The 24,228-nt window shown below is 71.7% G+C and carries 21 protein-coding genes; 12 read left to right on the plus strand and 9 right to left on the minus strand.

All coding sequences use genetic code 11. From position 1 onward, the window contains the following. Nucleotides 1-27 precede the first annotated feature (27 nt). Together ACWD04_RS22920 and ACWD04_RS22925 are read left to right on the plus strand one after the other, a co-directional pair. Nucleotides 28-618: a GNAT family N-acetyltransferase gene (locus ACWD04_RS22920; protein WP_451134698.1), complete on the plus strand. Its 591-nt coding sequence runs from the start codon at nt 28-30 to the stop codon at nt 616-618. A gap of 72 nt (nt 619-690) precedes the next feature. Continuing rightward, nucleotides 691-2,391 carry a proline--tRNA ligase gene (locus ACWD04_RS22925; RefSeq protein ID WP_451134700.1) on the plus strand — a complete coding sequence of 567 codons (1,701 nt, stop codon included), beginning with the start codon at nt 691-693 and terminating at the stop codon, nt 2,389-2,391. Nucleotides 2,392-2,449: 58 nt separating this feature from the next. On the opposite strand, the gene ACWD04_RS22930 is transcribed toward ACWD04_RS22925, so the two are convergent. From ACWD04_RS22930 to ACWD04_RS22940, 3 genes are read right to left on the minus strand one after another with little or no spacing between them, the layout of a single operon-like run. Then, a complete protein-coding gene (locus ACWD04_RS22930) occupies nt 2,450-3,364 on the minus strand; it encodes an aminoglycoside phosphotransferase family protein (RefSeq protein ID WP_451134702.1) in 915 nt (304 codons plus the stop codon). Nucleotides 3,365-3,400: 36 nt separating this feature from the next. Then, nucleotides 3,401-3,904, minus strand: coding sequence for a ferritin-like domain-containing protein (locus ACWD04_RS22935; protein WP_451134704.1), 504 nt, complete (start codon nt 3,902-3,904; stop codon nt 3,401-3,403). After that, the gene (locus ACWD04_RS22940) at nt 3,901-4,419 is read right to left on the minus strand and encodes a hypothetical protein (RefSeq protein ID WP_451134706.1); all 519 of its coding nucleotides are present in this window, start codon (nt 4,417-4,419) and stop codon (nt 3,901-3,903) included. The genes ACWD04_RS22935 and ACWD04_RS22940 overlap by 4 nt, the downstream gene beginning before the upstream one ends. Nucleotides 4,420-4,590: 171 nt before the next feature. On the opposite strand from ACWD04_RS22940, the gene rimP reads away from it, so the two are divergent. The 10 genes from rimP to ACWD04_RS22990 all read left to right on the plus strand — a co-directional run bounded on the left by rimP (nt 4,591) and on the right by ACWD04_RS22990 (nt 17,670). Continuing rightward, nucleotides 4,591-5,088 carry a ribosome maturation factor RimP gene (gene rimP, locus ACWD04_RS22945; RefSeq protein WP_451134708.1) on the plus strand — a complete coding sequence of 166 codons (498 nt, stop codon included), beginning with the start codon at nt 4,591-4,593 and terminating at the stop codon, nt 5,086-5,088. Nucleotides 5,089-5,090: 2 nt separating this feature from the next. Next, on the plus strand, nt 5,091-6,131 hold the full coding sequence (gene nusA, locus ACWD04_RS22950; RefSeq protein WP_451134710.1) for a transcription termination factor NusA: 1,041 nt from the start codon (nt 5,091-5,093) through the stop codon (nt 6,129-6,131). A 147-nt stretch (nt 6,132-6,278) separates the two neighbouring features. Beyond that, a complete protein-coding gene (locus tag ACWD04_RS22955; protein ID WP_451134712.1) occupies nt 6,279-6,557 on the plus strand; it encodes a YlxR family protein in 279 nt (92 codons plus the stop codon). Between the two features lie 148 nt (nt 6,558-6,705). Then, a complete protein-coding gene (infB, locus tag ACWD04_RS22960; protein WP_451134714.1) occupies nt 6,706-9,840 on the plus strand; it encodes a translation initiation factor IF-2 in 3,135 nt (1,044 codons plus the stop codon). Between the two features lie 168 nt (nt 9,841-10,008). Next, nucleotides 10,009-10,305, plus strand: a complete 297-nt coding sequence (locus ACWD04_RS22965) for a DUF503 domain-containing protein (protein WP_451134716.1) — start codon at nt 10,009-10,011, stop codon at nt 10,303-10,305. Between the two features lie 23 nt (nt 10,306-10,328). Next, nucleotides 10,329-10,787, plus strand: a complete 459-nt coding sequence (gene rbfA, locus ACWD04_RS22970) for a 30S ribosome-binding factor RbfA (RefSeq protein WP_384500998.1) — start codon at nt 10,329-10,331, stop codon at nt 10,785-10,787. Beyond that, the gene (gene truB / locus ACWD04_RS22975; protein WP_451134719.1) at nt 10,784-11,680 is read left to right on the plus strand and encodes a tRNA pseudouridine(55) synthase TruB; all 897 of its coding nucleotides are present in this window, start codon (nt 10,784-10,786) and stop codon (nt 11,678-11,680) included. Before rbfA ends, truB begins: the two co-directional genes overlap by 4 nt. Nucleotides 11,681-11,898: 218 nt before the next feature. Then, the gene (locus tag ACWD04_RS22980) at nt 11,899-15,486 is read left to right on the plus strand and encodes a trypsin-like peptidase domain-containing protein (RefSeq protein WP_451134721.1); all 3,588 of its coding nucleotides are present in this window, start codon (nt 11,899-11,901) and stop codon (nt 15,484-15,486) included. Between the two features lie 41 nt (nt 15,487-15,527). Continuing rightward, nucleotides 15,528-16,481 (plus strand): bifunctional riboflavin kinase/FAD synthetase, encoded by a 954-nt coding sequence (locus tag ACWD04_RS22985; protein WP_451134723.1) that lies wholly within the window; start codon nt 15,528-15,530, stop codon nt 16,479-16,481. 79 nt (nt 16,482-16,560) lie between these two features. Next, a complete protein-coding gene (locus tag ACWD04_RS22990; RefSeq protein WP_451134725.1) occupies nt 16,561-17,670 on the plus strand; it encodes an XdhC family protein in 1,110 nt (369 codons plus the stop codon). Here ACWD04_RS22990 and ACWD04_RS22995 read toward each other — a convergent pair. Genes ACWD04_RS22995 through ACWD04_RS23020 form a run of 6 tightly spaced genes read right to left on the minus strand, consistent with a single transcriptional unit; the run spans nt 17,667 to nt 24,115 of the window. Further along, nucleotides 17,667-18,173: a hypothetical protein gene (locus ACWD04_RS22995; protein WP_451134727.1), complete on the minus strand. Its 507-nt coding sequence runs from the start codon at nt 18,171-18,173 to the stop codon at nt 17,667-17,669. The two genes, ACWD04_RS22990 and ACWD04_RS22995, sit on opposite strands and share 4 nt — an antisense overlap. 5 nt (nt 18,174-18,178) lie before the next feature. Continuing rightward, nucleotides 18,179-19,177: an oligopeptide/dipeptide ABC transporter ATP-binding protein gene (locus ACWD04_RS23000; protein WP_451134729.1), complete on the minus strand. Its 999-nt coding sequence runs from the start codon at nt 19,175-19,177 to the stop codon at nt 18,179-18,181. Beyond that, nucleotides 19,174-20,232, minus strand: coding sequence for an ABC transporter ATP-binding protein (locus tag ACWD04_RS23005; protein WP_451134731.1), 1,059 nt, complete (start codon nt 20,230-20,232; stop codon nt 19,174-19,176). The genes ACWD04_RS23000 and ACWD04_RS23005 overlap by 4 nt, the downstream gene beginning before the upstream one ends. Beyond that, nucleotides 20,229-21,149 (minus strand): ABC transporter permease, encoded by a 921-nt coding sequence (locus tag ACWD04_RS23010; protein WP_451134733.1) that lies wholly within the window; start codon nt 21,147-21,149, stop codon nt 20,229-20,231. The genes ACWD04_RS23005 and ACWD04_RS23010 overlap by 4 nt, the downstream gene beginning before the upstream one ends. Continuing rightward, a complete protein-coding gene (locus ACWD04_RS23015) occupies nt 21,146-22,237 on the minus strand; it encodes an ABC transporter permease (protein ID WP_451134735.1) in 1,092 nt (363 codons plus the stop codon). The genes ACWD04_RS23010 and ACWD04_RS23015 overlap by 4 nt, the downstream gene beginning before the upstream one ends. 3 nt (nt 22,238-22,240) lie before the next feature. Beyond that, entirely contained in the window at nt 22,241-24,115 is a 1,875-nt protein-coding gene (locus tag ACWD04_RS23020) for an ABC transporter substrate-binding protein (protein ID WP_451134737.1), read from the minus strand. Between the last annotated feature and the right edge of the window lie 113 nt (nt 24,116-24,228).

The following is a 24,228-nucleotide window of genomic DNA, read 5'->3' on the forward strand; positions in this document are numbered from 1 at the left end:
GGACGGTACGGCCAGTAGGGTTCCCGCATGGCAGCAGCAACTCCCACGTCCCCCTGGGGCTCCGGGACCCCCGGCATCGTGGTCGGACCGCTCGACCTCGCCGCCCGCGTCGACGAGGCACTCGCCGTGCAGGCCGTCGCCTTCGGCCTCTCCCAGGACGAGATCGACGTACGTCGCCATATCGTGCTGCGGCACCTCGACCACCCGCAGGCCCGCGCCCTCGGCGCCACCGCCGCCGACGGACGGCTCGTCGGATTCGTCTACGGGCTGCCGAACGACCGTGCTCACTGGTGGTCGAGCGTCGTCGAACCGTACCTGCGCGACACCGGATCCGACGGCTGGCTCGACGACTCGTTCGTGATCACGGAACTCCACGTCCAACCGGCGTTCCAGCAGCGCGGCATCGGCCGCAGCCTGATCACCACCATCACGGACGCCGTCGCCCTGCCCCGTTCCATCCTCTCCGCGATCGACACCGAGAGCCCCGCCCGCGGCCTCTACCGCGCCCTGGGCTACCAGGACCTGGCCCGGCAGGTGCTCTTCCCGAGCGCGCCCAAGCCGTACGTGGTGATGGGTGCGCCCCTTCCGTTGCGCCGCCCCATGCGCCGGTCGGTCTGAGGAATCGATTTCCGCCCGCGCGGGCCCCCCGGCTAACCTCGGGCTCACCACCCTTCCGAGCAGGAGTTCATCATGGCCCAGGTCCAGCGCATGTCCCGATTGATGATCAAGACACTGCGCGACGACCCGGCGGACGCCGAGACGCTCAACCACAAGCTCCTCGTCCGCGCCGGTTACGTACGCCGCACCGCGGCCGGTATCTGGTCCTGGCTCCCGCTCGGCAAGAAGGTCCTGGAGAACATCACCCGCGTCGTCCGCGAGGAGATGGACGCCATCGGCGGCCAGGAGGTCCTGCTCCCGGCGCTGCTGCCCAAGGAGGCGTACGAGGCGAGCGGCCGGTACGACGAGTACGGTGACCTGCTGTTCCGGCTCAAGGACCGCAAGGGTGCCGACTACCTCCTCGGCCCCACCCACGAGGAGATCTTCACCCAGGTCGTCAAGGACATGTGCTCGTCCTACAAGGACCTGCCCGTGATCCTGTACCAGATCCAGACCAAGTACCGCGACGAGGCCCGTCCCCGCGCCGGTGTGCTGCGCGGCCGTGAGTTCCAGATGAAGGACTCGTACTCCTTCGACACCACCGACGAGGGTCTCGCCGAGGCGTACCAGCTCCACCGCGCCGCCTACATCCGGATCTTCGAGCGCCTCGGCCTCGACCACCGCATCGTCTCGGCCGTCTCCGGCGCCATGGGCGGCTCGGCGTCCGAGGAGTTCCTGGCGCCCGCCCCGGCCGGCGAGGACACCTTCGTCGACTGCCCGAACTGCGACTACGCCGCCAACACGGAGGCCGTGACCTTCAAGGCCACGGCCGTCGACGGTTCCGCGGTCGCCCCCGTCGAGGAGCTGGACACCCCCGACACCCCGACCATCGAGACCCTCGCCGCCCACCTCGGCGTCCCGGCCTCCGCCACCCTGAAGAACCTCCTGGTCAAGGTCGACGGCGAGATCGTGGCCGTGGGCGTGCCCGGCGACCGCGAGGTCGACCTCGGCAAGCTCGGCGAGCACCTCGCCCCGGCCGTCGTCGAGCTCGTCACCGCCGAGGACTTCGTGGGCCGCCCCGACCTGGTGCGCGGCTACGTCGGCCCGCAGGGCCTGGAGAAGGTCCGCTACATCGCCGACCCGCGCATCACCTCCGGCACCGCCTGGATCACGGGCGCCAACAAGGAGGGCACGCACGCGAAGAACGTCGTCGCGGGCCGCGACTTCGAGGTCGACGACTACCTCGACGTCGTCGTCGTCGAGGCGGGCGACCCCTGCCCCGAGTGCGGCACCGGCCTCCAGGTGGACCGCGCCATCGAGATCGGCCACATCTTCCAGCTCGGCCGCAAGTACGCCGACATCTTCAACCTCGACGTCCTCGGCCGGCAGGGCAAGCCCGTCCGGGTCACGATGGGCTCGTACGGCATCGGTGTCTCCCGCGCGGTGGCCGCACTCGCCGAGCAGACCGCCGATGACAAGGGCCTGTGCTGGCCCCGTGAGATCGCCCCGGCCGACGTGCACGTCGTCGCCGCCGGCAAGGCGCTCCAGACCGAGCTGGCCCTCGATGTCTCCGAGAAGCTCAATGCCGCGGGCCTGCGCGTCCTGGTCGACGACCGCGCCGGCGTCTCGCCGGGTGTGAAGTTCACCGACTCAGAGCTCATCGGCGTCCCGAAGATCCTTGTCGCCGGCCGCCGTTCGGCCGAAGGCGTCCTGGAACTGAAGGACCGCCGCACAGGCGAGCGCGAAGAGCTCACCGTCGACGAGGCGATCGCCCGCCTGACCGACCAGGGCTGACACCGACCGGACAGCGAGGAGGGCCCCGCGCACCGCGGGGCCCTCCTCGTGCGTGCGGCTACAGCCAGCCCGCGAACTCCAGCGACAGCTCGCCGTCCTGCCTGCGTCCAGCCGTCAGCGCCCGCGTGCCGGACTCGACGGCCCGGAACAGAGTCCAGCCGCGCAGCCGCGCCGGGTCGACCTCCAGCGAGTCGGCGAGTTTCTTGACCCGGCGACGGGCCGTCACAGCACCGCCGGGCGACGCGATCAGGTCCTCGACACGGTCACGCACCAGCCGTGCCAGGTCGTACGCACGCTCGCCGGTCAGCGGCTCCGGACCGACCGCGAGCCACGGGGCACGCTCGCCGGAGAGGACCTTGCTCTGCCGGAAGTTGCCGTGCAGCAGGAAGAGTTCGTCGGAGTCCTGGACCAGCTCCTCGCGGGCGGCCAGGGCCGCCGAGACGAGCGGTTCGAGGGCCGGGTCCAGTGCGGCGGCGGCCCGCATCGGTTCCACCTGCCCGGCGGTGCGCTCGGCGACGGTCTCGAAGGCGTGGCCGGCCGGCGGCTCGACCCACAGGCGCCGCACCGTGCCGGCGGCCTCCAGCAGCGCCTTCGCCTCGGGGAGGGAACGCAGGGACATCTCGTGGTGCAGCCGCTCCAGCAGGAGGCTCTCATCCGGCGCCGCGGCGCCCGGTGCGACCAGGTGCTCGACAGCACCCCAGCCGTTCCAGTGCTCGAGGGCCGCCCGCTCGAGCGCGGGAGCGGCCCCGGGAGGCGCGATCTTCAGCACGGCCGGTGTGCCGTCCGCCCGGCGCACCAGCAGGACGAGGCTGCTGCGCCCGCCGGGGGCGCACACCCGGTCGAGGGAGACCGAGTGCGCGGACAGCGCGTCGCCGGTGAGAGCGGGGAGCCGCCCGAGCCACTCGGCGGCGGCCGCGTCCCCGTACGTCTCGCCGAGCGCTCGCACCAGACGCTGCGGCGGTTCGAAACCCATACGTGCCTTGTTCCCTTTCAGAGCGTGCCCGGTGGCTCAGCGCGTGACGTCCGTGGAGCCTGCCTCCGCCCTTTCGGCGAGCGGGGCGGCCTTCTCGGTGAGCCCGGGAAAGGCTACGCCGGTGCCACGCCAGCGCACCGCGCGCACCGCGGCCTCCCGGAGCGCGCCCGCGGCATCCTGCCGCAGCGGCCCCCGGGCGGCCCGTACGAGATCGGAGTACACGCCCGCGACCCGGTCCTCCAACACGGCGGCGAGCCGCATCGCGCTCGACGGATCGCGCACGGCGAAGGGCAGAGCGTATGCCGCGTGCGCCGCCACCGGCGTACCGCCCAGGTCGCGCACCGTCCGTACGAGCGCGTCGCGCCGGGCGCGGTGGGCGTCGCCGGCGGCCGTCGCGTCGCCACGGCGGTCGCCCTCCAGCCGGCCGCCCAGCGCCCCGTACCCGTACACCGCGGCGTGCTCGGCGGCGAGTGCGGCCTGCGTGGCCCGCAGCGTCCCCTCGGTGTCGTCCGTGCCGTCCGTCCGGGCCGCCTGTGTCATGCCGGGATCTCCTTGGCCAGTTCGGTCAGCAGATATGCGTGGGCCGCGCCGGCCGCGGCGATCGAGGCCAGGAGCCTGGCCAGTTCAGGGTCGGCGGGCAGCAGGGCCGTGGCGCGGCCGTCGGCCACCCGGCGCTCCTCGGCGGCCAGTTCCTTCAAGGCAGCACGCGCGTCGGTGGCGGCGGCCGGCGGGGCGGGAGAGCCGCCCGCGGCCTTCGCCGGTCCGCCCAGGGCCGTCAGGTGCTCCCGCACGGCGGCGCCCATCGGTGCCAGGCCGGCCCGCGTCACCGGGTGGGCGGCCGCGACCTGTTCGTAGCGGGAGAGCAGCGAGGCACTGTCACGGGCGGCTGCCGCGCGCAGCGCCGTCCCCGCCCGGAGCGAGGCAGCCCGGGCGTCCGTGCTCCCGGGGGCCGTTCGTGCCCCCTGCCCGCCCCCGCAGCCTGTCAGCGCCGCACCCATGGCGAATGCTCCCGTAGCGGTGAGCGCACCCCTGCGCGTCATCCCCGTGCGGCGCACATGTCTCCTTCAGCCTGGTTTTTGACAGTTTCTGACCTCAAGTGATCACCGGTGGTGAGCGTACCTGCGGCCGGGCGGGAGGCGGACGGCAACACCCCTGCGGACCGGATACCCTTTGACCTGACACGCGACGATCCCCACAACAGCACACGCGGCCGAGGAGTCACCCGGATGAGCACCACCCAGAGCGACAGGCTGCGCGAACTGCTGGAGCCGCTCGTCAGCGCCAAGGATCTGGACCTCGAGGAGATCGAGGTCTCCCGCGCGGGCCGCCGCCGGGTGCTGAGGGTCATCGTGGACTCCGAGGACGGCGTGGAGCTCGACACCTGCGCGGAACTCAGCCGCGGCATCTCCGAGACGCTGGACGAGACCGACGCCATGGGTGAGGGCGAGTACGTCCTCGAGGTGAGCTCTCCGGGCGCCGACCGCCCGTTGACCGAGCACCGCCACTACGTACGCGCCATCGGCCGGCTGGCCAGGCTCACCCTGAGCGAGGGCGGCGAGCTGGTGGCCCGCATCCTCGCGGTGGACGACGAGGGACTCGATCTCGAAGTGCCGGGCGTCAAGGGCCGCAAGCCCACGTCGCGCCGTGTCGCCTTCGCCGAGATCGCCAAGGCGCGCGTGGAGATCGAATTCAACCGCAAGGACAAGAAGGAAGAGGAGGCGTAGCCGTGGACATCGATGTAAAGCTTCTGAAGGGCTTGGCGCAGGACAAGGAGATCCCCTTCGACGTGCTCGTCGGGGCGATCGAGTCGGCCCTCCTCATCGCGTACCACCGCACCGAGGGAAGCCACCGCCGTGCGCGCGTCGAGCTGGACGCCGGCGGCCATGTCACGGTGTGGGCGAAGGACGACCCGGCCGAGCTCGAGGAGGGCCAGGAGCCCAAGGAGTTCGACGACACGCCGTCCGGCTTCGGCCGTATCGCCGCGACCACCGCCAAGCAGGTCATCCTGCAGCGGCTGCGCGACGCCGAGGACGACAGGACGTTCGGCGAGTACGCGGGCCACGAGGGTGACGTCGTCACGGGCCTCGTCCAGCAGGGCAAGGACCCGAAGAACGTCCTGGTCGACATCGGCAAGCTGGAAGCGATCCTGCCCGTGCAGGAGCAGGTGCCGGGCGAGGAGTACACCCACGGCCTGCGGCTGCGTACGTACGTCGTACGGGTGGCCAAGGGTGTGCGCGGTCCCTCCGTGACGCTCTCGCGCACCCACCCGAACCTGGTGAAGAAGCTCTTCGCCCTCGAGGTTCCGGAGATCGCGGACGGGTCGGTGGTCATCGAGGCCATCGCCCGCGAGGCGGGCCACCGCACCAAGATCGCCGTACGTTCCACCCGGGCCGGTCTCAACCCGAAGGGCGCCTGCATCGGCCCGATGGGCAGTCGTGTGCGCAATGTCATGGCCGAGCTGCACGGCGAGAAGATCGACATCGTGGACTGGTCGGACGACCCGGCTGAGATGGTCGCCAACGCGCTGTCGCCCGCACGGGTGAGCGAGGTCGAGGTCGTGGACCTCGGGACGCGCTCCGCCCGGGTGACCGTGCCCGACTACCAGCTGTCGCTGGCGATCGGCAAGGAGGGGCAGAACGCCCGCCTGGCCGCTCGGCTCACCGGCTGGCGCATCGACATCCGCCCGGACACCGAGACCGAGGCCGAGCGTGACGTCGCCGACCGTGAGCGCGCCGAGCGCGCCCGGGAGCGTTCCCAGCGCGGCTGACCGCGGACCCGCTCCGGGCCGCCCGAGGGTGGCCGGAGCGGCTCCGAAGGAATAGATCAAAGCGCCGCGGCGCTGAGATCACGACAACATCCGTTCGATTTTCGCCCTGAAGAAGGGGTGAGGTCGGTGCGGGGAGGTAGACTTAGCGTGTCTGGCCGGACGCACGCCCGCGCTTGCCCCGAGCGAACCTGTGTGGGATGCCGGGAGCGAGCGGCCAAGAGCGAGTTGCTGCGCATCGTGGTGGACGAGGGAGAAACTGTCCCTGATCCACGCGGTACGCTGCCCGGCCGGGGTGCGTATGTACACCCCGTCTCTGTCTGTCTCGACCTGGCGGTCCGCCGCCGGGCATTCCCCCGGGCCTTCAAGGCCAAGGGGCCGTTCGAGTCCGCGGCACTGCAGCGGTTCGTCGAGCGGGTGACACCGTAGGAAAGTGAACGGCACGGGTCCCCGTGCGGTCAGGTACCTCGCGAGTTGGAAGTAGGTCGAGATTGCGATGAGCACTCGATGAGTACGCGATGAGTACGCCCATGAAGTAGCGACGGTCCGGCGGTAACCCGGACCTAAAAGGAGCGAAGTGGCTAAGGTCCGGGTATACGAACTCGCCAAGGAGTTCGGAGTTGAGAGCAAGGTCGTCATGGCCAAGCTCCAAGAACTCGGTGAATTCGTCCGTTCGGCGTCCTCGACCATCGAGGCGCCGGTCGTACGCAAGTTGACCGACGCACTGCAGGGTCCCGGCGGCAACGCCGGCAGGTCCGCTGCAAAGCCTGGCGCGCCCCGCAAGGCCGCCCCCTCCAAGCCCGCAGCGCCCTCCCCGGCCGCTGCGGCACGTCCTGCTGCTCCGAAGCCCGGCGCCCCGGCCCCCAAGCCGGCCGCTGCCGAGGCTCCCGCGAGCAGCACCCCCGCGGCGCCCTCCGTGCCGTCCGCGGGCCCCCGTCCGGGCCCGAAGCCCGCGCCGAAGCCCGCCCCGGTCACTCCGGTGCCCGCCGCGGAGTTCTCGGCTCCGGCTCCGGCCCAGCAGCCGGCCGCACCCCAGCAGGCCCCGCGTCCCGCGGGTGCCACCCCTGGGCCGCGTCCTGCCCGTCCGGCTCCGGCCGGCGGTCAGCGTGACGGCGGCCGCGACGGTGGCCAGCGTGACGGCGGCCGTGGCGGCGAGCGCGGCGGCGAGCGCGGCGGAGACCGTCCCGCACGTCCCGCGGGCCAGGGCGCAGCGCGCCCCGGCGGCGCGCGTCCGGCCGGTCCCCGTCCGGGTAACAACCCCTTCACCTCCGGCGGTTCCACCGGTATGGCGCGCCCCCAGGCGCCCCGTCCCGGCGGTGCCCCGCGCCCCGGCGGCGGTCAGGAGCGCCCCGGCGCCCCGCGCCCGCAGGGCGGTCCCGGTGGCGCCCCGCGCCCCCAGGGTCAGGGTGGTGCACGTCCCTCTCCGGGCGGCATGCCCCGTCCGCAGGCTCCCCGTCCGGGCGGCGCCCCCTCGGGTAACCGTCCGAACCCCGGCATGATGCCGCAGCGTCCCGCTGCGGGCCCGCGTCCCGGCGGTGGCCCCGGCGGTGGCCGTGGTCCCGGTGCCGGCGGTGGCGGTCGTCCCGGTGGTGGCGGTGGCGGTCGTCCCGGTGGCGGCGGCTTCGCAGGCCGTCCGGCCGGTCCCGGTGGTGGCGGTGGCGGCTTCGCCGGCCGTCCCGGTGGTCCCGGTGGCGGTGGCGGCGCAGGCCGTCCCGGTGGTGGCGGCGGCTTCGGCGGTCGTCCCGGCTTCGGCGGACGTCCCGGCGGCCCGGGTGCCCGTGGTGGCACACAGGGTGCGTTCGGCCGTCCCGGCGGTCCCGCGCGTCGTGGCCGCAAGTCGAAGCGTCAGAGGCGCCAGGAGTACGAGGCCATGCAGGCCCCGTCGGTGGGCGGCGTCATGCTGCCCCGTGGCAACGGGCAGGCTGTCCGGCTGTCGCGCGGTGCGTCCCTGACCGACTTCGCGGAGAAGATCAACGCGAACCCGGCGTCGCTCGTCGGCGTGATGATGAACCTCGGCGAGATGGTCACCGCCACGCAGTCCGTCTCCGACGAGACGCTGAAGATGCTCGCGGACGAGATGAACTTCGTACTCGAGATCGTCAGCCCCGAGGAGGAGGACCGCGAGCTGCTCGAGTCCTTCGACATCGAGTTCGGCGAGGACGAGGGCGGCGAAGAGGCCCTGGTCTCCCGCCCGCCGGTCGTGACCGTCATGGGTCACGTCGACCACGGTAAGACCCGGCTGCTGGACGCGATCCGCAAGACCAACGTCGTTGCGGGCGAGGCCGGCGGTATCACGCAGCACATCGGTGCGTACCAGGTCTCCTCCGAGGTCAACGGCGAGGACCGCCGCATCACCTTCATCGACACCCCGGGTCACGAGGCGTTCACCGCCATGCGTGCACGTGGTGCGAAGTCCACCGACATCGCGATCCTCGTGGTGGCGGCGAACGACGGTGTGATGCCCCAGACGATCGAGGCGCTGAACCACGCCAAGGCGGCCGAGGTGCCGATCGTGGTCGCGGTCAACAAGATCGACGTCGAGGGTGCCGACCCGACCAAGGTGCGCGGTCAGCTCACCGAGTTCGGGCTGGTGGCCGAGGAGTACGGCGGCGACACGATGTTCGTCGACATCTCCGCGAAGCAGGGCCTCAACATCGAGGCACTGCTGGAGGCCGTCGTCCTCACCGCCGACGCCTCGCTCGACCTGCGGGCCAACCCGGAGCAGGACGCGCAGGGTATTGCGATCGAGTCCCACCTCGACCGCGGCCGCGGTGCCGTCTCGACCGTCCTCGTCCAGCGCGGCACGCTGCGCATCGGCGACACGATGGTCGTCGGCGACGCGTACGGCCGTGTCCGGGCGATGCTCGACGACAACGGCAACAACGTCCAGGAAGCGGGTCCCTCGACCCCCGTCCTGGTCCTGGGTCTCACCAACGTGCCGGGTGCCGGCGACAACTTCCTGGTTGTCGACGAGGACCGTACGGCCCGTCAGATCGCCGAGAAGCGTGCCGCCCGCGAGCGCAACGCCAACTTCGCCCGCAAGGGTGTCCGGTTCTCCCTGGAGAACCTGGACGAGGCGCTCAAGGCCGGTCTGGTCCAGGAACTCAACCTCATCATCAAGGGCGACGCGTCCGGTTCGGTGGAGGCTCTCGAGTCCTCGCTGCTCCAGCTCGACGTCGGTGAAGAGGTCGACATCCGGGTCCTGCACCGTGGTGTGGGTGCGGTCACCGAGTCGGACATCAACCTGGCGACCGGCTCCGACGCCATCGTCATCGGCTTCAACGTGCGCGCCGCAGGGCGTGCCGAGCAGATGGCCGAGCGCGAGGGCGTGGACGTCCGGTACTACTCGGTCATCTACCAGGCGATCGAGGAGATCGAAGCGGCCCTCAAGGGCATGCTCAAGCCGGAGTACGAAGAGGTCGAGCTCGGCACGGCGGAGATCCGCGAGATCTTCCGCTCGTCCAAGCTGGGCAACATCGCCGGTGTGCTGGTCCGCTCCGGCGAGGTCAAGCGCAACACCAAGGCGCGCCTGCTGCGCGATGGCAAGGTCATCGCGGAGAGCCTCAACATCTCCGGTCTGCGTCGGTTCAAGGACGACGTCACCGAGATCCGCGAAGGCTTCGAGGGCGGTATCAACCTCGGAAACTTCAACGACATCAAGATCGACGACGTCATCGCGACGTACGAGATGCGCGAGAAGCCGCGAGGCTGATCAACGGGGATGCCCGGGGGAGACCCCCCGGGCTCTCCTCCGCAGTCGGGGCCGGTCGACGGGTCGTATTTCCGTCGATCGGCCCCGGCCGTTCCGTGTACGGTTCTGGGTGTCCCTGCCAAGCGATGGCAGGGCGCGAACCCGAACCGGCGGGACATCCGGACATACATGTATGTGGGGACTCTGTCCTTCGATCTACTCCTCGGCGACGTACGGTCGCTGAAGGAGAAACGCGCTGTGGTCCGCCCGATCGTCGCCGAACTCCACCGCAAGTTCGCGGTGAGCGTCGCGGAGACGGGCGGTCAGGACCTCTACCGCAGGGCCGAGATCGGTCTTGCCGTGGTCTCCGGGGACACCGGACACCTCACAGACGTACTCGACCGGTGTGAACGCATGATCGCGGGCCGGCCAGAAGTGGAACTGCTGTCCGTACGACGGCGGCTGCACAGCGACGAAGACGATTGAGCAAGGCTTAAGGAGACGGACCAGTGGCCGACAACGCGCGGGCGAAGAAGCTGGCGGACCTCATCCAGGTGGTGGTCGCCGAGAAACTGCAGCGCGGTATCAAGGACCCGCGTCTGGGCACGCACGTGACCATCACGGACACCCGTGTCACCGGCGATCTGCGGGAGGCCACGGTCTTCTACACGGTCTACGGCGACGACGAGGAGCGGGCCAGCGCGGCCGCCGGGCTGGAGAGCGCCAAGGGCATCCTGCGCTCGGCGGTCGGCGCCGCGGCGGGGACGAAGTTCACCCCGACGCTGGCCTTCGTGGCGGACGCCCTGCCGGACAACGCCAAGGCGATCGAGGACCTGCTCGACCGGGCACGCGCCTCGGACGCCAAGGTCCGCGAGGCATCCTCCGGTGCCGCGTACGCCGGTGACGCGGACCCGTACCGCAAGCCGGAGGACGAGGACGAGAACGGCGAGGGCTCACCTTCCGCATGACGCAGAACAAAACGCCGGACGGCCTTGTCATCGTCGACAAGCCGTCCGGCTTCACTTCGCACGACGTCGTGGCCAAGATGCGCGGCATCGCCCGCACCCGACGGGTCGGCCACGCCGGCACGCTGGACCCGATGGCGACCGGCGTCCTCGTACTCGGCGTCGAGAGGGCGACCAAGCTGCTCGGTCACCTCGCCCTGACCGAGAAGGAGTACCTCGGGACGATCCGGCTCGGCCAGGACACCGTCACCGACGACGCGGAGGGCGAGATCACCTCGTCCACCGACGCCTCGGGGGTGACACGTGAGGGCATCGACGCCGGGGTGGCCGCCCTGAGCGGCCCGATCATGCAGGTGCCGTCCAAGGTCAGCGCCATCAAGATCGACGGCAAGCGGTCCTACGCGCGGGTGCGTGGCGGCGAAGAGTTCGAGATCCCGGCCCGCCCGGTGACCATCTCGTCCTTCCGGGTCTACGACGTCCGTGAGGCGGTCGCGGAGAACGGCACCCCGGTCGTCGACCTGGTCGTCTCCGTCGTCTGCTCCTCGGGTACCTACATCCGCGCCCTGGCCCGCGACCTCGGCGCCGGGCTCGGCGTCGGCGGGCACCTGACCGCGCTGCGGCGCACCCGCGTCGGGCCGTACGGCCTCGACGCGGCGCGCACCCTCGACCAGCATCAGCAGGAGCTGACCGTGATGCCGGTGGCCGAGGCGGCCGCCTCGGCCTTCCCGCGCTGGGACGTGGACGAGAAGCGCGCCAAGCTGCTGCTCAACGGCGTACGGGTGGACATGCCGTCGCATCCGCCGGGGCCGGTCGGGGTCTTCGGGCCCGACGGGGCGTTCCTGGTGCTCGTCGAGGAGCAGAAGGGCAAGGCCAAGAGCCTCGCCGTCTTCGGCTGACGGGTTCCCCTCATGGGCTCGGCCCATCGTGGAGCGGGCGCCTCCCCCGGTCACTTCGAGCGTCCGCTCCACGATCCCCCTCCCGTGACCATTCCTGTCCACATGTACCCGCAAATTCACCCCAATGGGCGGGCGCTCGGAGTGACCGGGGGGTGCGAGGGGGGCGCTTTCGCCCCGTTCGTTTCTGGTGTCGATCTCCTGGGATCTACCGTCGGTCCATGGGCAGCGGGGACCGGTCGAAACTTGTGAGAATCTGCGATCAGGCCGGCCGGCCGCGGGGGACCGGATTCGTCGCGGACGAGCGCGGCACGGTCGTCACCAGCCACCAGGCCGTCGCATGCCCCGAGCCGTTGACACTGCTGGCCGCCGACGGCCGCAGCTGCCCCGTCGGCCCCGACGACATCACCGCACTGCCCGCTCTGGGCCTGGCCCTGCTGCGTACCGGCGGCCACGGGACCCTGGGGGTGGAGCCGCTCCCCATCGCCGTACGCGAACAGATCGGGACGGGCACTTATGTGCGGATCGCCGCCCACGGCTGGCGCGAGGCCCGGGTGCTCGGCACGACTTCGGCCACGTACTCCGAGGGCGGTCGTGACCATCCCGTGAGCGAGGCGCTGGAGCTCGCGCTCGGCACGGACGGGCGCGACGCGCTGCGCTCCGGCGGAGCCGCCGTCGGCGGGCCGGTGACGGATCCGCGCACCGGGGCCGTCCTGGGCGTCCTGTCGACCGCGCTGAGCGCGGGGCGCGAGACCGCCGGGCTCGCGGTGCCGCTGCATCTCCAGGACGCCCCGGGGCCGCTGGCCGAGGTGCTCCGGCGCAACGCGAGCGCGGTCCCCGGATACGGCTGCGACCTCAACCTCGCGGGCGCGCTCCAGCTGACCGCGACCTCGCTCGGCCATGCCGACGGCCGGCCCGCCGGCCCGGGGGCCGTCGAACGCCCCCGCGTCAGCGCCGAGTTCAGCGCCTTCGAGACCGGTACGGCGACCGTGCTCGGCTTGGTCGGCGCTCCGGGGACCGGCCGCACCACGGAGCTCGCCGCGCTCGCGGACCGCCGGACCGGCGGGCCCGTGCCGGCCCTGACGCTCTGGCTGCGCGGAGCGGATCTGCTGGCCGAGGACACCTCGGTGACCGACGTGATGAGCCGGGCTCTGCAGCGCTCCGGGAGGATCGTCACCGCTGCCGGGGCCCGGGGCGACATGGAGGAAGCCACCCCCGAGCGGGTGGCCGGCCTCGCCGCGGCGTCCGGGAACCCACTCCTGGTCGTCATGGACGGCCCGGAGGAGATGCCGCCCCTGCTGGCCCACCGGCTCGCCGGGTGGACCGGTGCGACGGTTGAGTGGCTCCTGACCCACGGGGTACGGATGGCCGTCGCCTGCCGCCCCGAGCACTGGGAGACCGCCGGCGCGCTGTATGCGCCGGGCGTCCTGCACCGCCCGGAGGGGCCGGTCGGGGGCTCGCCGCCCGCAGTCCGGCTCGGCGACCTCACGGCGGAACAGGCCGACCGGGCCGGTCAGCGGTACGGCATCCCGCCCGGCACGATCGCGCCGGGCCACGACCGGCACCCCCTCACCCTGCGCCTGCTCGCCGAGGTGCGGGCCGCCCTGCCTCCCGATGTGCCCGGCAGGCCGGGTACCGAGGAGGTCTTCGCCGCACATCTGGACCTCACCTGCGTCCGTATCGCCGTCCGGATCGGGGCTCAGGCCGAACCTCGGCTCCGGGGCACGGCGGTCCGCAGACTGGCGGCGAAAGCGGCCGGTCAGGTCCACGAGGCGGCCAGGCGCTGCCTCGGACCCGGACAGGGCGAGCTGGACAGGGCGGCGTTCGAGGAGATCTTCCCCTGGCGCACGGGGTGGGCCTCGGCTGTTCTCACCGAAGGGCTGCTGCTGCCCGCGGGCGCCGGATACCGCTTCGCCCACGAGGAGCTGGGCGACTGGGTGCAGGGCGCGCACCTCGACCTGGACGCGGCGCTGCATTCACTGGTCCACCGCTGGCACGCGGAGGGGGCGTCCGAAGAGCTTCCGCAGTCTGTACCCGCCCAGCCCTTACCTGCCTCGAAGGACCCGGCGGCACCCCGGAACCTCCCCGTGCCGCGCCATCGCATCGGCCCGGTGCTCCATGCGATGCTCCTGCTGGAGCGGCGGCAGGGACACGCGGTGCTGGCCCACCGGATGGCGGACCTGATCGAGGCGATGGACCGCCTGCCGTCCGCACCCGATCCACGGGAGCGGCTCGCCGACGCGACCTGGTGGGCGGCCCGCCTGCTCCGGGAGAGCCTGCTCAAGGTGCCGGACGCCCGGCCCTACCTCGGAGTGCTGCGGGTACTCGCAGGACGGATCACCCGGCGTTCCCCGTGCGGCGGCGGACCGGCCGCTCTCGGTCCCTACGCCGAATTCAGGCCGTGGTTCTGGCGTCGTATCCGGCTGCCGGAGGACGACCGGATCGACCTGCTGCGCCGCCTCCTGCCCGCCGACGGCGCGCCCCGCACGGACGGTGCCGAACGCTATCTGGACGCCGTGTCCCGGCGCCTGGCCGCCGACCCCACGACCGTCCAGACACTGCTGTGCCGCTGGTTCACCGACGAGAGCCCCCTGCCCGCCGAGGACGGCGTGCCGATGCGGCTCACCGTGGCCGCAGCCGCGCAGGCCCTCCTGTACGCCCGCCGGGACCTCGCCGTCGACGGTCTGACCGAGGCGCTCGTCGACACCGACCACCCGCGCGCCGCCGAACTGCTCGCCACCCTCGCCGAGGACGAGCCGGCCGCCCTCTGCCGGGCCGTCGACCGGTGGGCGCGCGACGAGGAGCGGCCCGCCCGGCGCTCCGCCGCAGCCGTCCACGCCACGCTCGCCGCCGCCGCCCGCACCCTTCCCGACCCCGAGCGCGCCCTGCTGCGCGGCGCGGCGCTCACCCTGCTTGCCCGACCGGACGACGCGGCCCTGCACGCCCAGGCGCTCACCGTCCTCGTACGGGATCCGGGGACAGGAGGCCGCTACCTGGCGCAGGCCCTGCGGGTCTTCGCCGCGGGCGACCCCCGGCTACCGGTGACCCTGCTCACGACGGTCTACCCCGAGCATCCCGAACCGGTACTCGCCGCGCTGCAGGCCCGCCTGTCGCTGCCCGGGGAGACCGCCGGCGAGATCCTGCGGGAACTCGCCTCCCTGGACACCCCGGCCCTGGCGCTGCACGCCCCGGGTCTCGTACGCCGATACATCGACAGCCGCAGCCGCCATGGCGAGGACGCCGGGCCGCAGGCCGCCGCATACGTCGACCTCAGGCTGGAGCACAGTCCGGCCTCCCGGGCGCTGCTGCTGCCCCTGATGACCGGGCTGCTGCGGGGCCGCCCCGCGCCGCCGCCCGTACGCGCCGCGCTGGCCCAGGTGCTGGCCGCTCCGGGGAGCACCGCTTCGAGGCCGCTGCGGGCCGAGCTGCTGGACGTTCTGCTGGAGTTCGAACAGGACACCGGCAGGGACCCGGAGGTCCTCGACGCCCTGCTGCGGGCGGCCGCGGCCGGTTCCGGCCGCCGCCCCGAAGCCCGCACACGGGCTCTGGTGCACCGCACCGGGATGCTCCTCGTACGGACACCCGAGGGCGCGGCCCGCTTCGACCGCGGTCTCGTGGAACTCGCCCGGGGCGTCCCCGGTTTCGCAGCCCTCGTCGCCCGGTGGCTGGCGGACGCCCCGCAGGAGTGGGCCGCCGTCGTGGGCCCCAGCGCCCTGCGCACGGTCGAGGCCCTGGGGGGTTCACGGTCCGGGATCCCGATGCCGATGCAGGCCGCGGGACGTGAGCATGGCAGTCTTAGACCTGCGTGATGGACACACACGTACACAGGTTCGGGCAAGGAGCGGTCACAGTGCACTGCTGGCGTGGCTTGGAGGACATCCCTGAGGGCTGGGGACGCAGCGTCGTCACCATCGGGTCCTACGACGGGGTGCACCGCGGACACCAGCTGATCATCGGCCGTGCCGTCGAGCGGGCGCGCGAGCTCGGCGTGCACTCCGTCGTCGTCACCTTCGACCCGCACCCCAGCGAGGTCGTCCGCCCCGGCACGCACCCGCCGCTGCTCGCAGCACACCACCGGCGGGCCGAGCTCATGGCCGGGCTGGGGGTGGACGCGGTGCTGATCCTTCCGTTCACCGCCGCCTTCTCGCAGCTCTCGCCCGCCGACTTCATCGTGAAGGTGCTCGTCGACAGGCTGCACGCGAAGCTGGTCATCGAAGGCCCCAACTTCCGTTTCGGACACCGGGCGGCGGGCAACGTCACGTTCCTCGCCGAGCTCGGCCCGACGTACGACTACGAGACCGAGGTCATCGACCTCTACGTGAGCGGCGACGCGGGCGGCGGCGAGCCCTTCTCCTCCACGCTCACCCGCCGGCTGATCGCCGAGGGCGACGTCGCGGGGGCGGCGGAGATCCTCGGCCGCCCGCACCGCGTCGAGGGTGTCGTCGTGCGCGGCGCCCAGCGGGGCCGCGAGCTCGGCTTCCCCACGGCGAACGTGGAAACCCTGCCCCACACCGCGATCCCCGCCGACGGCGTCTACGCGGGCTGGCTCACGGTGAACGGCGAGGCGATGCCCGCCGCGATCTCCGTGGGCACGAACCCGCAGTTCGACGGCACGGAGCGGACCGTCGAGGCGTACGCGATCGATCGCGTCGGCCTCGACCTGTACGGGCTGCACGTGGCGGTGGACTTCCTCGCCTACGTACGGGGCATGCTGAAGTTCGAGTCGATCGATGACCTGCTCGTGGCGATGGCCGCCGATGTGAAGCGGTCCAGCGAGCTGATCGCGGCGTACGAACGGGCCTGACACGCTCTCCTGTGGTGCGCACGCCGGCACCGGGGCATGGTCGGGGGCAGGAGCCGTCGAGCCGGGAGGACGTCCGCACGTGCGTGAACTGCTGTCACAACTGCGCGACTGGCACGCGGCCGGTACGCCCTTCGCCCTGGCCACCGTCGTCGCGGTGCGGGGCAGCGCGCCGCGGGCCCCCGGCGCGGCCATGGCGGTGACCGCCACCGGCACGGTGGCCGGCAGCGTCTCCGGGGGCTGCGTGGAGAGCGATGTGTACGAGGTCGCCACCGAGACGCTCACCACGGGCCGGCCCCGGCTGCGGACGTACGGCATCAGCGACGACGAGGCCTTCGGCGCCGGGCTGACCTGCGGTGGCACGATCGACGTCCTGGTGCAGCCCTACGTCGCGGCCGACGACCGGGACGCGCTGCGGGAGCTCGTCGACACCATCACCTCCGGAGAACCCGTCGCGCTCGCCACCGTGGTGTCCGGAGCGGCTCCGCCGGGCGCCCGCCGGGTGGTCCTCGCCGGACGGGTCGGCGGTTCGCTGGGCGACGAAGGGCTCGACGCGGCCGTCACCGACGACGCGCGCGGTCTGCTCGCCCAGGGAGTCACCGGCATCACCCGGTACGGCGCCCACGGCGAGCGCCGGATGCAGGACGTCACCGTCTTCGTCCAGGCGTACGCCCCCGCGCCCCGCATGCTCGTGTTCGGCGCCATCGACCACGCGGCGGCCACCGCGAGCATCGGAGCCTTCCTCGGCTACCGGGTGACGGTGTGCGACGCCCGCCCGGCCTTCGCCACCCGGGAGCGCTTCCCGACGGCCGACGAGGTCGTCTGCGCCTGGCCGCACACCTATCTGGAATCGACCGCGGTGGACGCGCGCACGGTCATCTGCGTTCTGACCCACGACCCGAAATTCGATGTGCCCCTGCTCGCCGCCGCGCTGCGCACACCCGCCGCGTACATCGGCGTGATGGGCAGCCGGCGCACCCACGCCGACCGGATCGCCCGGCTGAGGGAGGCCGGGGTGGACGAGGCGGGACTGGCCCGCCTCGCCTCCCCCGTAGGCCTCGACCTGGGGGCCCGTACGCCGGAGGAGACGGCCGTCTCCATCGCCGCCGAGATCATCCAGCACCGCTGGGGCGGCACGGGTCGCCCTCTGGGTGAGCTGACGGGCACGCTCCATCACGGACGCGAGACCTAGCGCCGGGCCTGCATCCCCGGCAGCCCGGACTTCTGTGTCTCCGGCCAGGTCCACGTGAGATCGAAGGGGGCGGGGGCCGACCGTCCCGGATCCGGCGGGAGGACTGCTCGGGGTACGACCGGGTCCTCGATTCGGCGGCCAGAACGCGAGTGAGCTGTTGGCCGGTGTGATAGGCGGCCCATCCGGGATCGCCGCTGGTGGCGAACCGGGCCGAGGACCAGGGGGACGTCGAGGCTGTGACAGGCGCCGAGGACTCCTCCGAGGGCCGGGGAAGCGAGCGGCAACTCGAAGAGGAACGAGCTGCCGCCGGCTGCGGCGTTCGCTTCGGCCAGCAGCAACGACGGCATCCGGAAGGTGCTGTCGGAGCACACCGTCTCCAGCAGTTCTTCCGGGGTGGCTTGCGGATGGGCGGCCCGGTAGGCGTCCGGACCGTCCGGTGCCGGGGCGAACACGTCCAGGGCGGTGCGGGCGTCCTGGTCGGTGAACGTGCCCAGCCGTCCCACACCGCTCAGGAGGCTGCCGCGCCCCGTGCCGCCCAGTGGCAGGCGACCTGGGTCCGGCCGTCCCCCTCCAGGACCGGCAGGTCCTTCGTACGGCACGCGTCCGCGACCCCCGCGCGCTCCGCCTCGCCCGAGGCGAGGATCTGGCAACGGGCGTGGAAGCGGCAGCCTGACGGGACCTTCGAGGGGTCCGGCGGTTCACCCGTCAGGATCACCGGCTCGCCGTCCGCCTCCGGCAGCACGGACAGCAGCGCCTGGGTGTACGGGTGCCGGGGAGCCGTGAGAATCTGCTCGGCGTCACCCGTCTCCACGATCCGGCCGAGATACATCACCGCCACCCGGTCCGCGATGTTCCACGCCAGCCCCAGGTCATGGGTCACCACCAGCGCCGACAGGCCCAGTTCGTCACGCAGCCGCAGCAGCAGCGCCAGGATCTCACCGCGTACGGAGGCGTCCAGCGAGGCAACAGGCTCGTCCGCGACGATGAGCTCCGGCTCCAGGACCAGCGCGCCCGCGATCACGACGCGCTGGCGCTGACCTCCGGACAGCTCGTGCGGGTACCGCAGGAAGAACCGCTCCGGAGGCCGCAGTCCCGCCCGCGCCAGCGCCCCGGACACGGCCGTCCGCTCGTCGCCCGCGTAGCCGTGGATACGCAGGCCCTCCGCCACCGCGTCGTACACCGTGTGGCGGGGGTTGAGGGAGCCGCTGGGGTCCTGGAGCACCAGCTGCACCCGCTTGCGGTACGCCTTGAGGGCCCGGCCCGCGTAGTCCAGGGGCTCGCCGTCGAAGGTGACCCGGCCGGCCGTGGGCGGCACCAGGCCCAGCAGGGACCGGGCCAGCGTCGTCTTCCCGCAGCCCGATTCTCCGACCAGGGCGACGATCTCACCGGGACGGACGTCGAGGTCGACCCCGTCGACCGCCCGCGCGGTCGCCGCCCCGCGCCGGCCGGGGAACGCGACCTTCAGCGCCTGGGCACTGAGCAGGGGAGCCGGGGGAGTGGTCGTCATGAGGTGCTCCTTGCTTCCTCGGTACCGCCGAGCGGACCGGCCGACGCGGCTTCCGGTTCCACCAGCACACAGGCCGCCCGCCGGGACGGACCGGCCGGCCGCAGCGTCTGGTCCTCGGTGGCGCAGGAGTCGAGCGCCGCCGAGCAGCGCGGATGGAACGTACAGCCGGAGGGAAGCGCAGACGGGTCCGGCGGGTCACCCGGCAGGCCCCGTGGCGCGTGCCGCGACGCGAGGTCGCCGATGCGGGGGAAGGCGGCCGAAAGGGCGCTGCCGTAGGGGTGCCTCGCGCTCTCGTACACCTGCTTGGCGGGGCCCTCCTCCACGACCCGGCCGGCGTACATCACCGACAGCCGGTCGCAGGTGTCGGAGAGCACCGCCAGATCGTGGCTGATCATGATCAGGCCGAGGTCCTGGTCGCTGACGAGCTGTTCGATCAGCCGCAGGATCTGCGCTTGGATCATCACGTCGAGGGCCGTGGTGGGTTCGTCGGCGATGATCAGCCGTGGGTCGCAGGCCAGCGCCATCGCGATCATCACCCGCTGGCGCTGACCGCCGGACAACTCGTGCGGATAGGCGTCCGCGCGCGCGGCCGGAAGTCCCACCTGCTCCAGCAGTTCACCGGCGCGCCTGCGCGCGGCGGCCGGCGTCCCCTCGCCGTGCAGCAGGATCGGTTCGGCGATCTGGTCCCCGATGCGGTGCACGGCGTTCAGCGAGTGCATCGCGCCCTGGAAGACGATCGACGCCCCCGCCCAGCGCACGGCGCGCAGCCGCCCCCACTTCATGGTGAGGACGTCCTCGCCGTCCAGCAGGATCTCGCCGCTCAGGGTCGCGGACGCGGGCAGCAGCCGCAGCAGCGCGAGGGCCAGCGTCGACTTCCCGCAACCGGACTCCCCGGCGATGCCCAGCTTCTGGCCCGCCTCGACCCGCAGGTCGACACCTCGCACGGCGGGCACGGCCGAGGCCCCGGAGCCGTACGTGACATGCAGATTCCGGACGTCGAGCAACGGCTGCCCGGTCTCCGGCTTCGGAACGCTCTCGGTCTTCACGGCGGTCAACGGGGCACCCCCAGCTTAGGGTTGAGCACGGACTCGACGGTGCGGCCGCACAGAGTGAACGCGAGGGCGACGACCGCGATGGCGAGTCCGGGCGGAGCGAGGTACCACCAGTTGCCGGAGCTGACCGCTCCGGCCTCACGGGCGTCCTGGAGCAGCCCGCCCCAGGAGACGATCGTGGGATCGCCGAGCCCGAGGAAGGCGAGGGTCGCCTCGGTGAGGATGGCGGTGGAGATCACCAGCGTGGTCTGCGCGAGCACCAGCGGCATCACATTGGGCAGCACATGGCGGGACATGATGTGGCCGTGCCCGCCGCCGAGGGCCTTGGAGCGTTCGATGTACGGTCGCGACTCCACGGACAGCGTCTGGGCACGGACGAGCCGCGCGGTCGTCGGCCAGGTCGTCACGCCGATGGCGAGGACCGTCGTCCAGAGGGACCGCGAGAGCACGGTGGCCAGCGCGATGGCGAGCACCAGCGTCGGCATCACCAGGAACCAGTCCGTGATCCGCATGACGACGTTGGCGTACCAGCCCTTGAAATGCCCGGCCGTGATGCCCACCAGGGTCCCGATGGCGACGGAGAGGAACGCGGCGAGGAGGCCGACGGTCAGCGAGACCCGCGTCCCCCACGCCAGGAGGGCGAGCAGGCTGCGGCCGAACTGGTCGGTGCCGAGCGGGAACTCCACGCTCGGCGATTCCAGCGGGCCGCCCGGCGCGTCGGTGACGCTCTGCGAGTCCGCCCCCACCAGCAGCGGGGCGGCCAGCGCGGTCAGGGCGATCAGCGCGAGCACGGCGAGGCCGGCCAGGCCGGACCGGTGGCCACGGTACTGCCGCCAGAAGCGGGCCGCCGCAAGGCGTCGGCGGGTCCAGGCCAGTGCACGCGGGCTGATGGCCGGCGCGGCGTCGGTCGTGGTCGTCATCGGCCCACCCGGGGATCGAGGAGCGGATAGATCACATCGGCGAGCGTGTTCATCAGGATCACCGAGGCGGCGAAGACGAAGAACAGTGCCTGCACCAGTGGCAGATCGGGCACGCTCAGCGCCTGGTAGAACAGCCCGCCCAGGCCGGGCCAGGAGAACACCGTCTCCACCAGGATGGCGCCCGCCACCGTATTGCCCAGGTTGACGAAGAGCAGCGTCACCGTCGGCAGCATCGCGTTGGGAACGGCGTGCCTGCGGCGTACGAGGTCGTCGCGCAGCCCCTTCGCGCGGGCCGTCGTCAGATAGTCGCTGCCCATCTCGTCGAGCAGTGAGGAGCGCATCACCAGCAGGGTGCGGGCGTACTCGACGGCGACGAGGGTGATGACCGGAAGCACGAGGTGGTGGGCCACGTCCAGGACGTAGGCGAAACCGCTCTCGCTGCCGGATTCCATGCCGCCGGTCGGGAAGAGTCCGGGGATCGGCCCGATGCCGACCGACAGGGTGATGATCAGGAGCAGGCCGAGCCAGAACGAGGGCACCGAGTACAGCGTCAGCGCGAAGGCCGTGTGGAAGCGGTCGCCTGTCGAACCGTTACGCCAGGCGGACCTGGCCCCCAGCCAGATGCCGATCGCCGTGTAGATCACGAACGCGGTGCCGGTGAGCAGCAGCGTCGCCGGCAGTGCCTCGCTGATCTTGTCCATGACGGGTGCGCGGAACTGGTACGACGTACCGAAGTCCCCGGTCAAGGCCTTGCCGCAGTATTCGGTGAACTGCTGCCACAGAGGCAGGTCCAGGCCGAATTCCTTGCGCATCGCGGCGATCTGCTCGGTCGACACCTGACGTCCGCCGGTCATCTGCTTGACCGGGTCGCCGGGGATCAGGCGGAACAGGAAGAAGCTGGTGACGAGCACGGCGAACAGCGAGACGGCCGCACCGGCCAGCTTCCCCGCCGCATAGCGGAGATACACGGTCGTGCTGCGGGCGCGCGGACCGCGGGCCGACGGCCCGGCCGGAGCCGGGCCGTCGATCCGCACAGTGTCCACGCCCGCCGCGCCCTTCACGAGCGCGGGAGTGCTTTCTGTGCTCATGGGCTATTCACGGTCTTCCGCGGTGGAACGACGACGCATGGCGAACAGCAGCCCGCCACCGGCGAGGACGACTACGGCGATTCCGACACCGATGAGCACTCCGGTGGTGCTGCCGCTGCCGTCGGACGAATCGCCCGACGCACCGGCGGCCGGGACCGCAGACCACCAGCTCCAGTAACCGTCCTGACCGTAGATGTTGCCCGCGTCCGACGGCATGGTCGTGATGGACTCGATCTGGTCGGTGCGGTAGGCCTCGACGGCATTCGGGTACGCCATGACATTCATGTACCCCGTGTCGTACAGCCGCGACTCCATCTGCTTCACGAGGTCGGCCCGTTTGGCCGGGTCGTATTCCGCCAGCTGCTTCGCGTAGAGCTCGTCGTACTGCTTGTCGCAGATGAAGTTGTCGGTCGCCGCAGTCTGCTTCGCCTTGGCCGGCAGTGCGGCACAGGTGTGGATCGACATGACGAAGTCGGGGTCAGGGTTGACGGACCAGCCGTCGAAGGCCAGGTCGTACTCACCGGCGTACCAGGGGTCGGAGACGTTGTCACGGCAGTCGACGTCCAGGCCGATACCGAGGTCGCCCCACCACTCCTGGAGGTACTTGCCGACCGCCTTGTCGTTGGGGTCCGTGGCGTGGCACAGGATGCGGAAGTCGAGCGGCTTGCCGTCCTTCCCGGTCCGCTTGCCGGCGCTGTTCTTCTTGTAGCCCGCCTCGTCGAGGAGGGCGCCGGCCTTCGCCGGATCGTAGGCGAGCTTCTGCTCGGCCGACGGCTTCCAGAAGTACGAGCCGAAGCGGGGCGGGATGTAGCCCTCGCCCTCTACGGCGTAGCCCTGGAAGACCTTGTCGATGACGGCCGTGCGGTCCACGGCCATGAACAGCGCCTGGCGGACCTTCTGGTCCAGCAGCGCCGGGTGCCCGTCGCCGAACCTCTCGCCGTCCTTGGTCCGCGCGCCGGGGTTGGCGGCCAGCGCGTAGAAGCGCCGGCCGGGGGCGTCGTTCACCTTGATGTTGTCGGCAGTCTTCAGGGACGCGGCCTGTGCGGGGGTCAGGCTCGGGCTGCCGGCGACGAAGGAAACTTCACCCTTTCGGAGGGCGGCGACGGCGGCGTCCTGATCCTTGTAGTACCGGAAGACGAGCTCGTCGAACTTGGGTGCGCCGCGCCAGAAGTCCTTGTTGGCCTCGAGCTTCACATAGCTGTCGACCTTGTAGTCCGTCAGGATGAACGGGCCGTTCCCGACGATCGGGAACTTCGTGTTGTTGTTGAACTTGGAGAAGTCACCGACCTTCTCCCAGACGTGCTTGGGCACGATGGGCACATCCAGCGCCGTCATCGTGGCCTGCGGCTGCTTCAGCTCGATGACCAGCTTGTCCGGGCTGGGCGCGGTCACCTTCTTGAAGTTGGAGACGAAGCTGCCGTTGGAGGTCGCGGCTCCTTCGTCGGTCATCATCGTGTTGAAGGTCCACGCCGCGTCCTCGGCGGTGGCCTTCTCACCGTCCGACCACGTCGAGTCGGTCCGGATGGTGTACGTCCACGTCAGCTTGTCGGCCGAGGGCTCCCACGCGGTGGCGAGGCCCGGGACCGCGTGGTTGTCCTTGGCGTCGTAGTTGGTGAGGAAGTCATACATCAGCCGGCTGATGCTCGTGGAGAGCAGCCGCTGCGCGAGGAACGGGCTGAGGGAGTCGACGCTCTGCGCGACCGCGACCGTGAGCGTCGACTTCCCGTCGGCGGCCTGCGCCTCCTGCAGGGCGGGGCCGAGCGGGTTTCCGGGGACGACCGATCCGGCGGCCAGCGCCAGCGCGGCGACTCCGGAGGCGAGGAGGATACGCAGGCGGCCGCGTGGGCGGGAGGGGCGTGGAGGGAATCTTGTGACCATGGACGTGACCTCGCGTCATGACTCGCACGGTGAAGGCGGGATGATCTCTGGTTCGCCAGCTGGTGATGCGAAGGTTTATCAGCGGCGGTCGAGTCGCGTCAACGGTCCGTCAA

This window comes from Streptomyces sp. NPDC002911 (assembly GCF_053591835.1).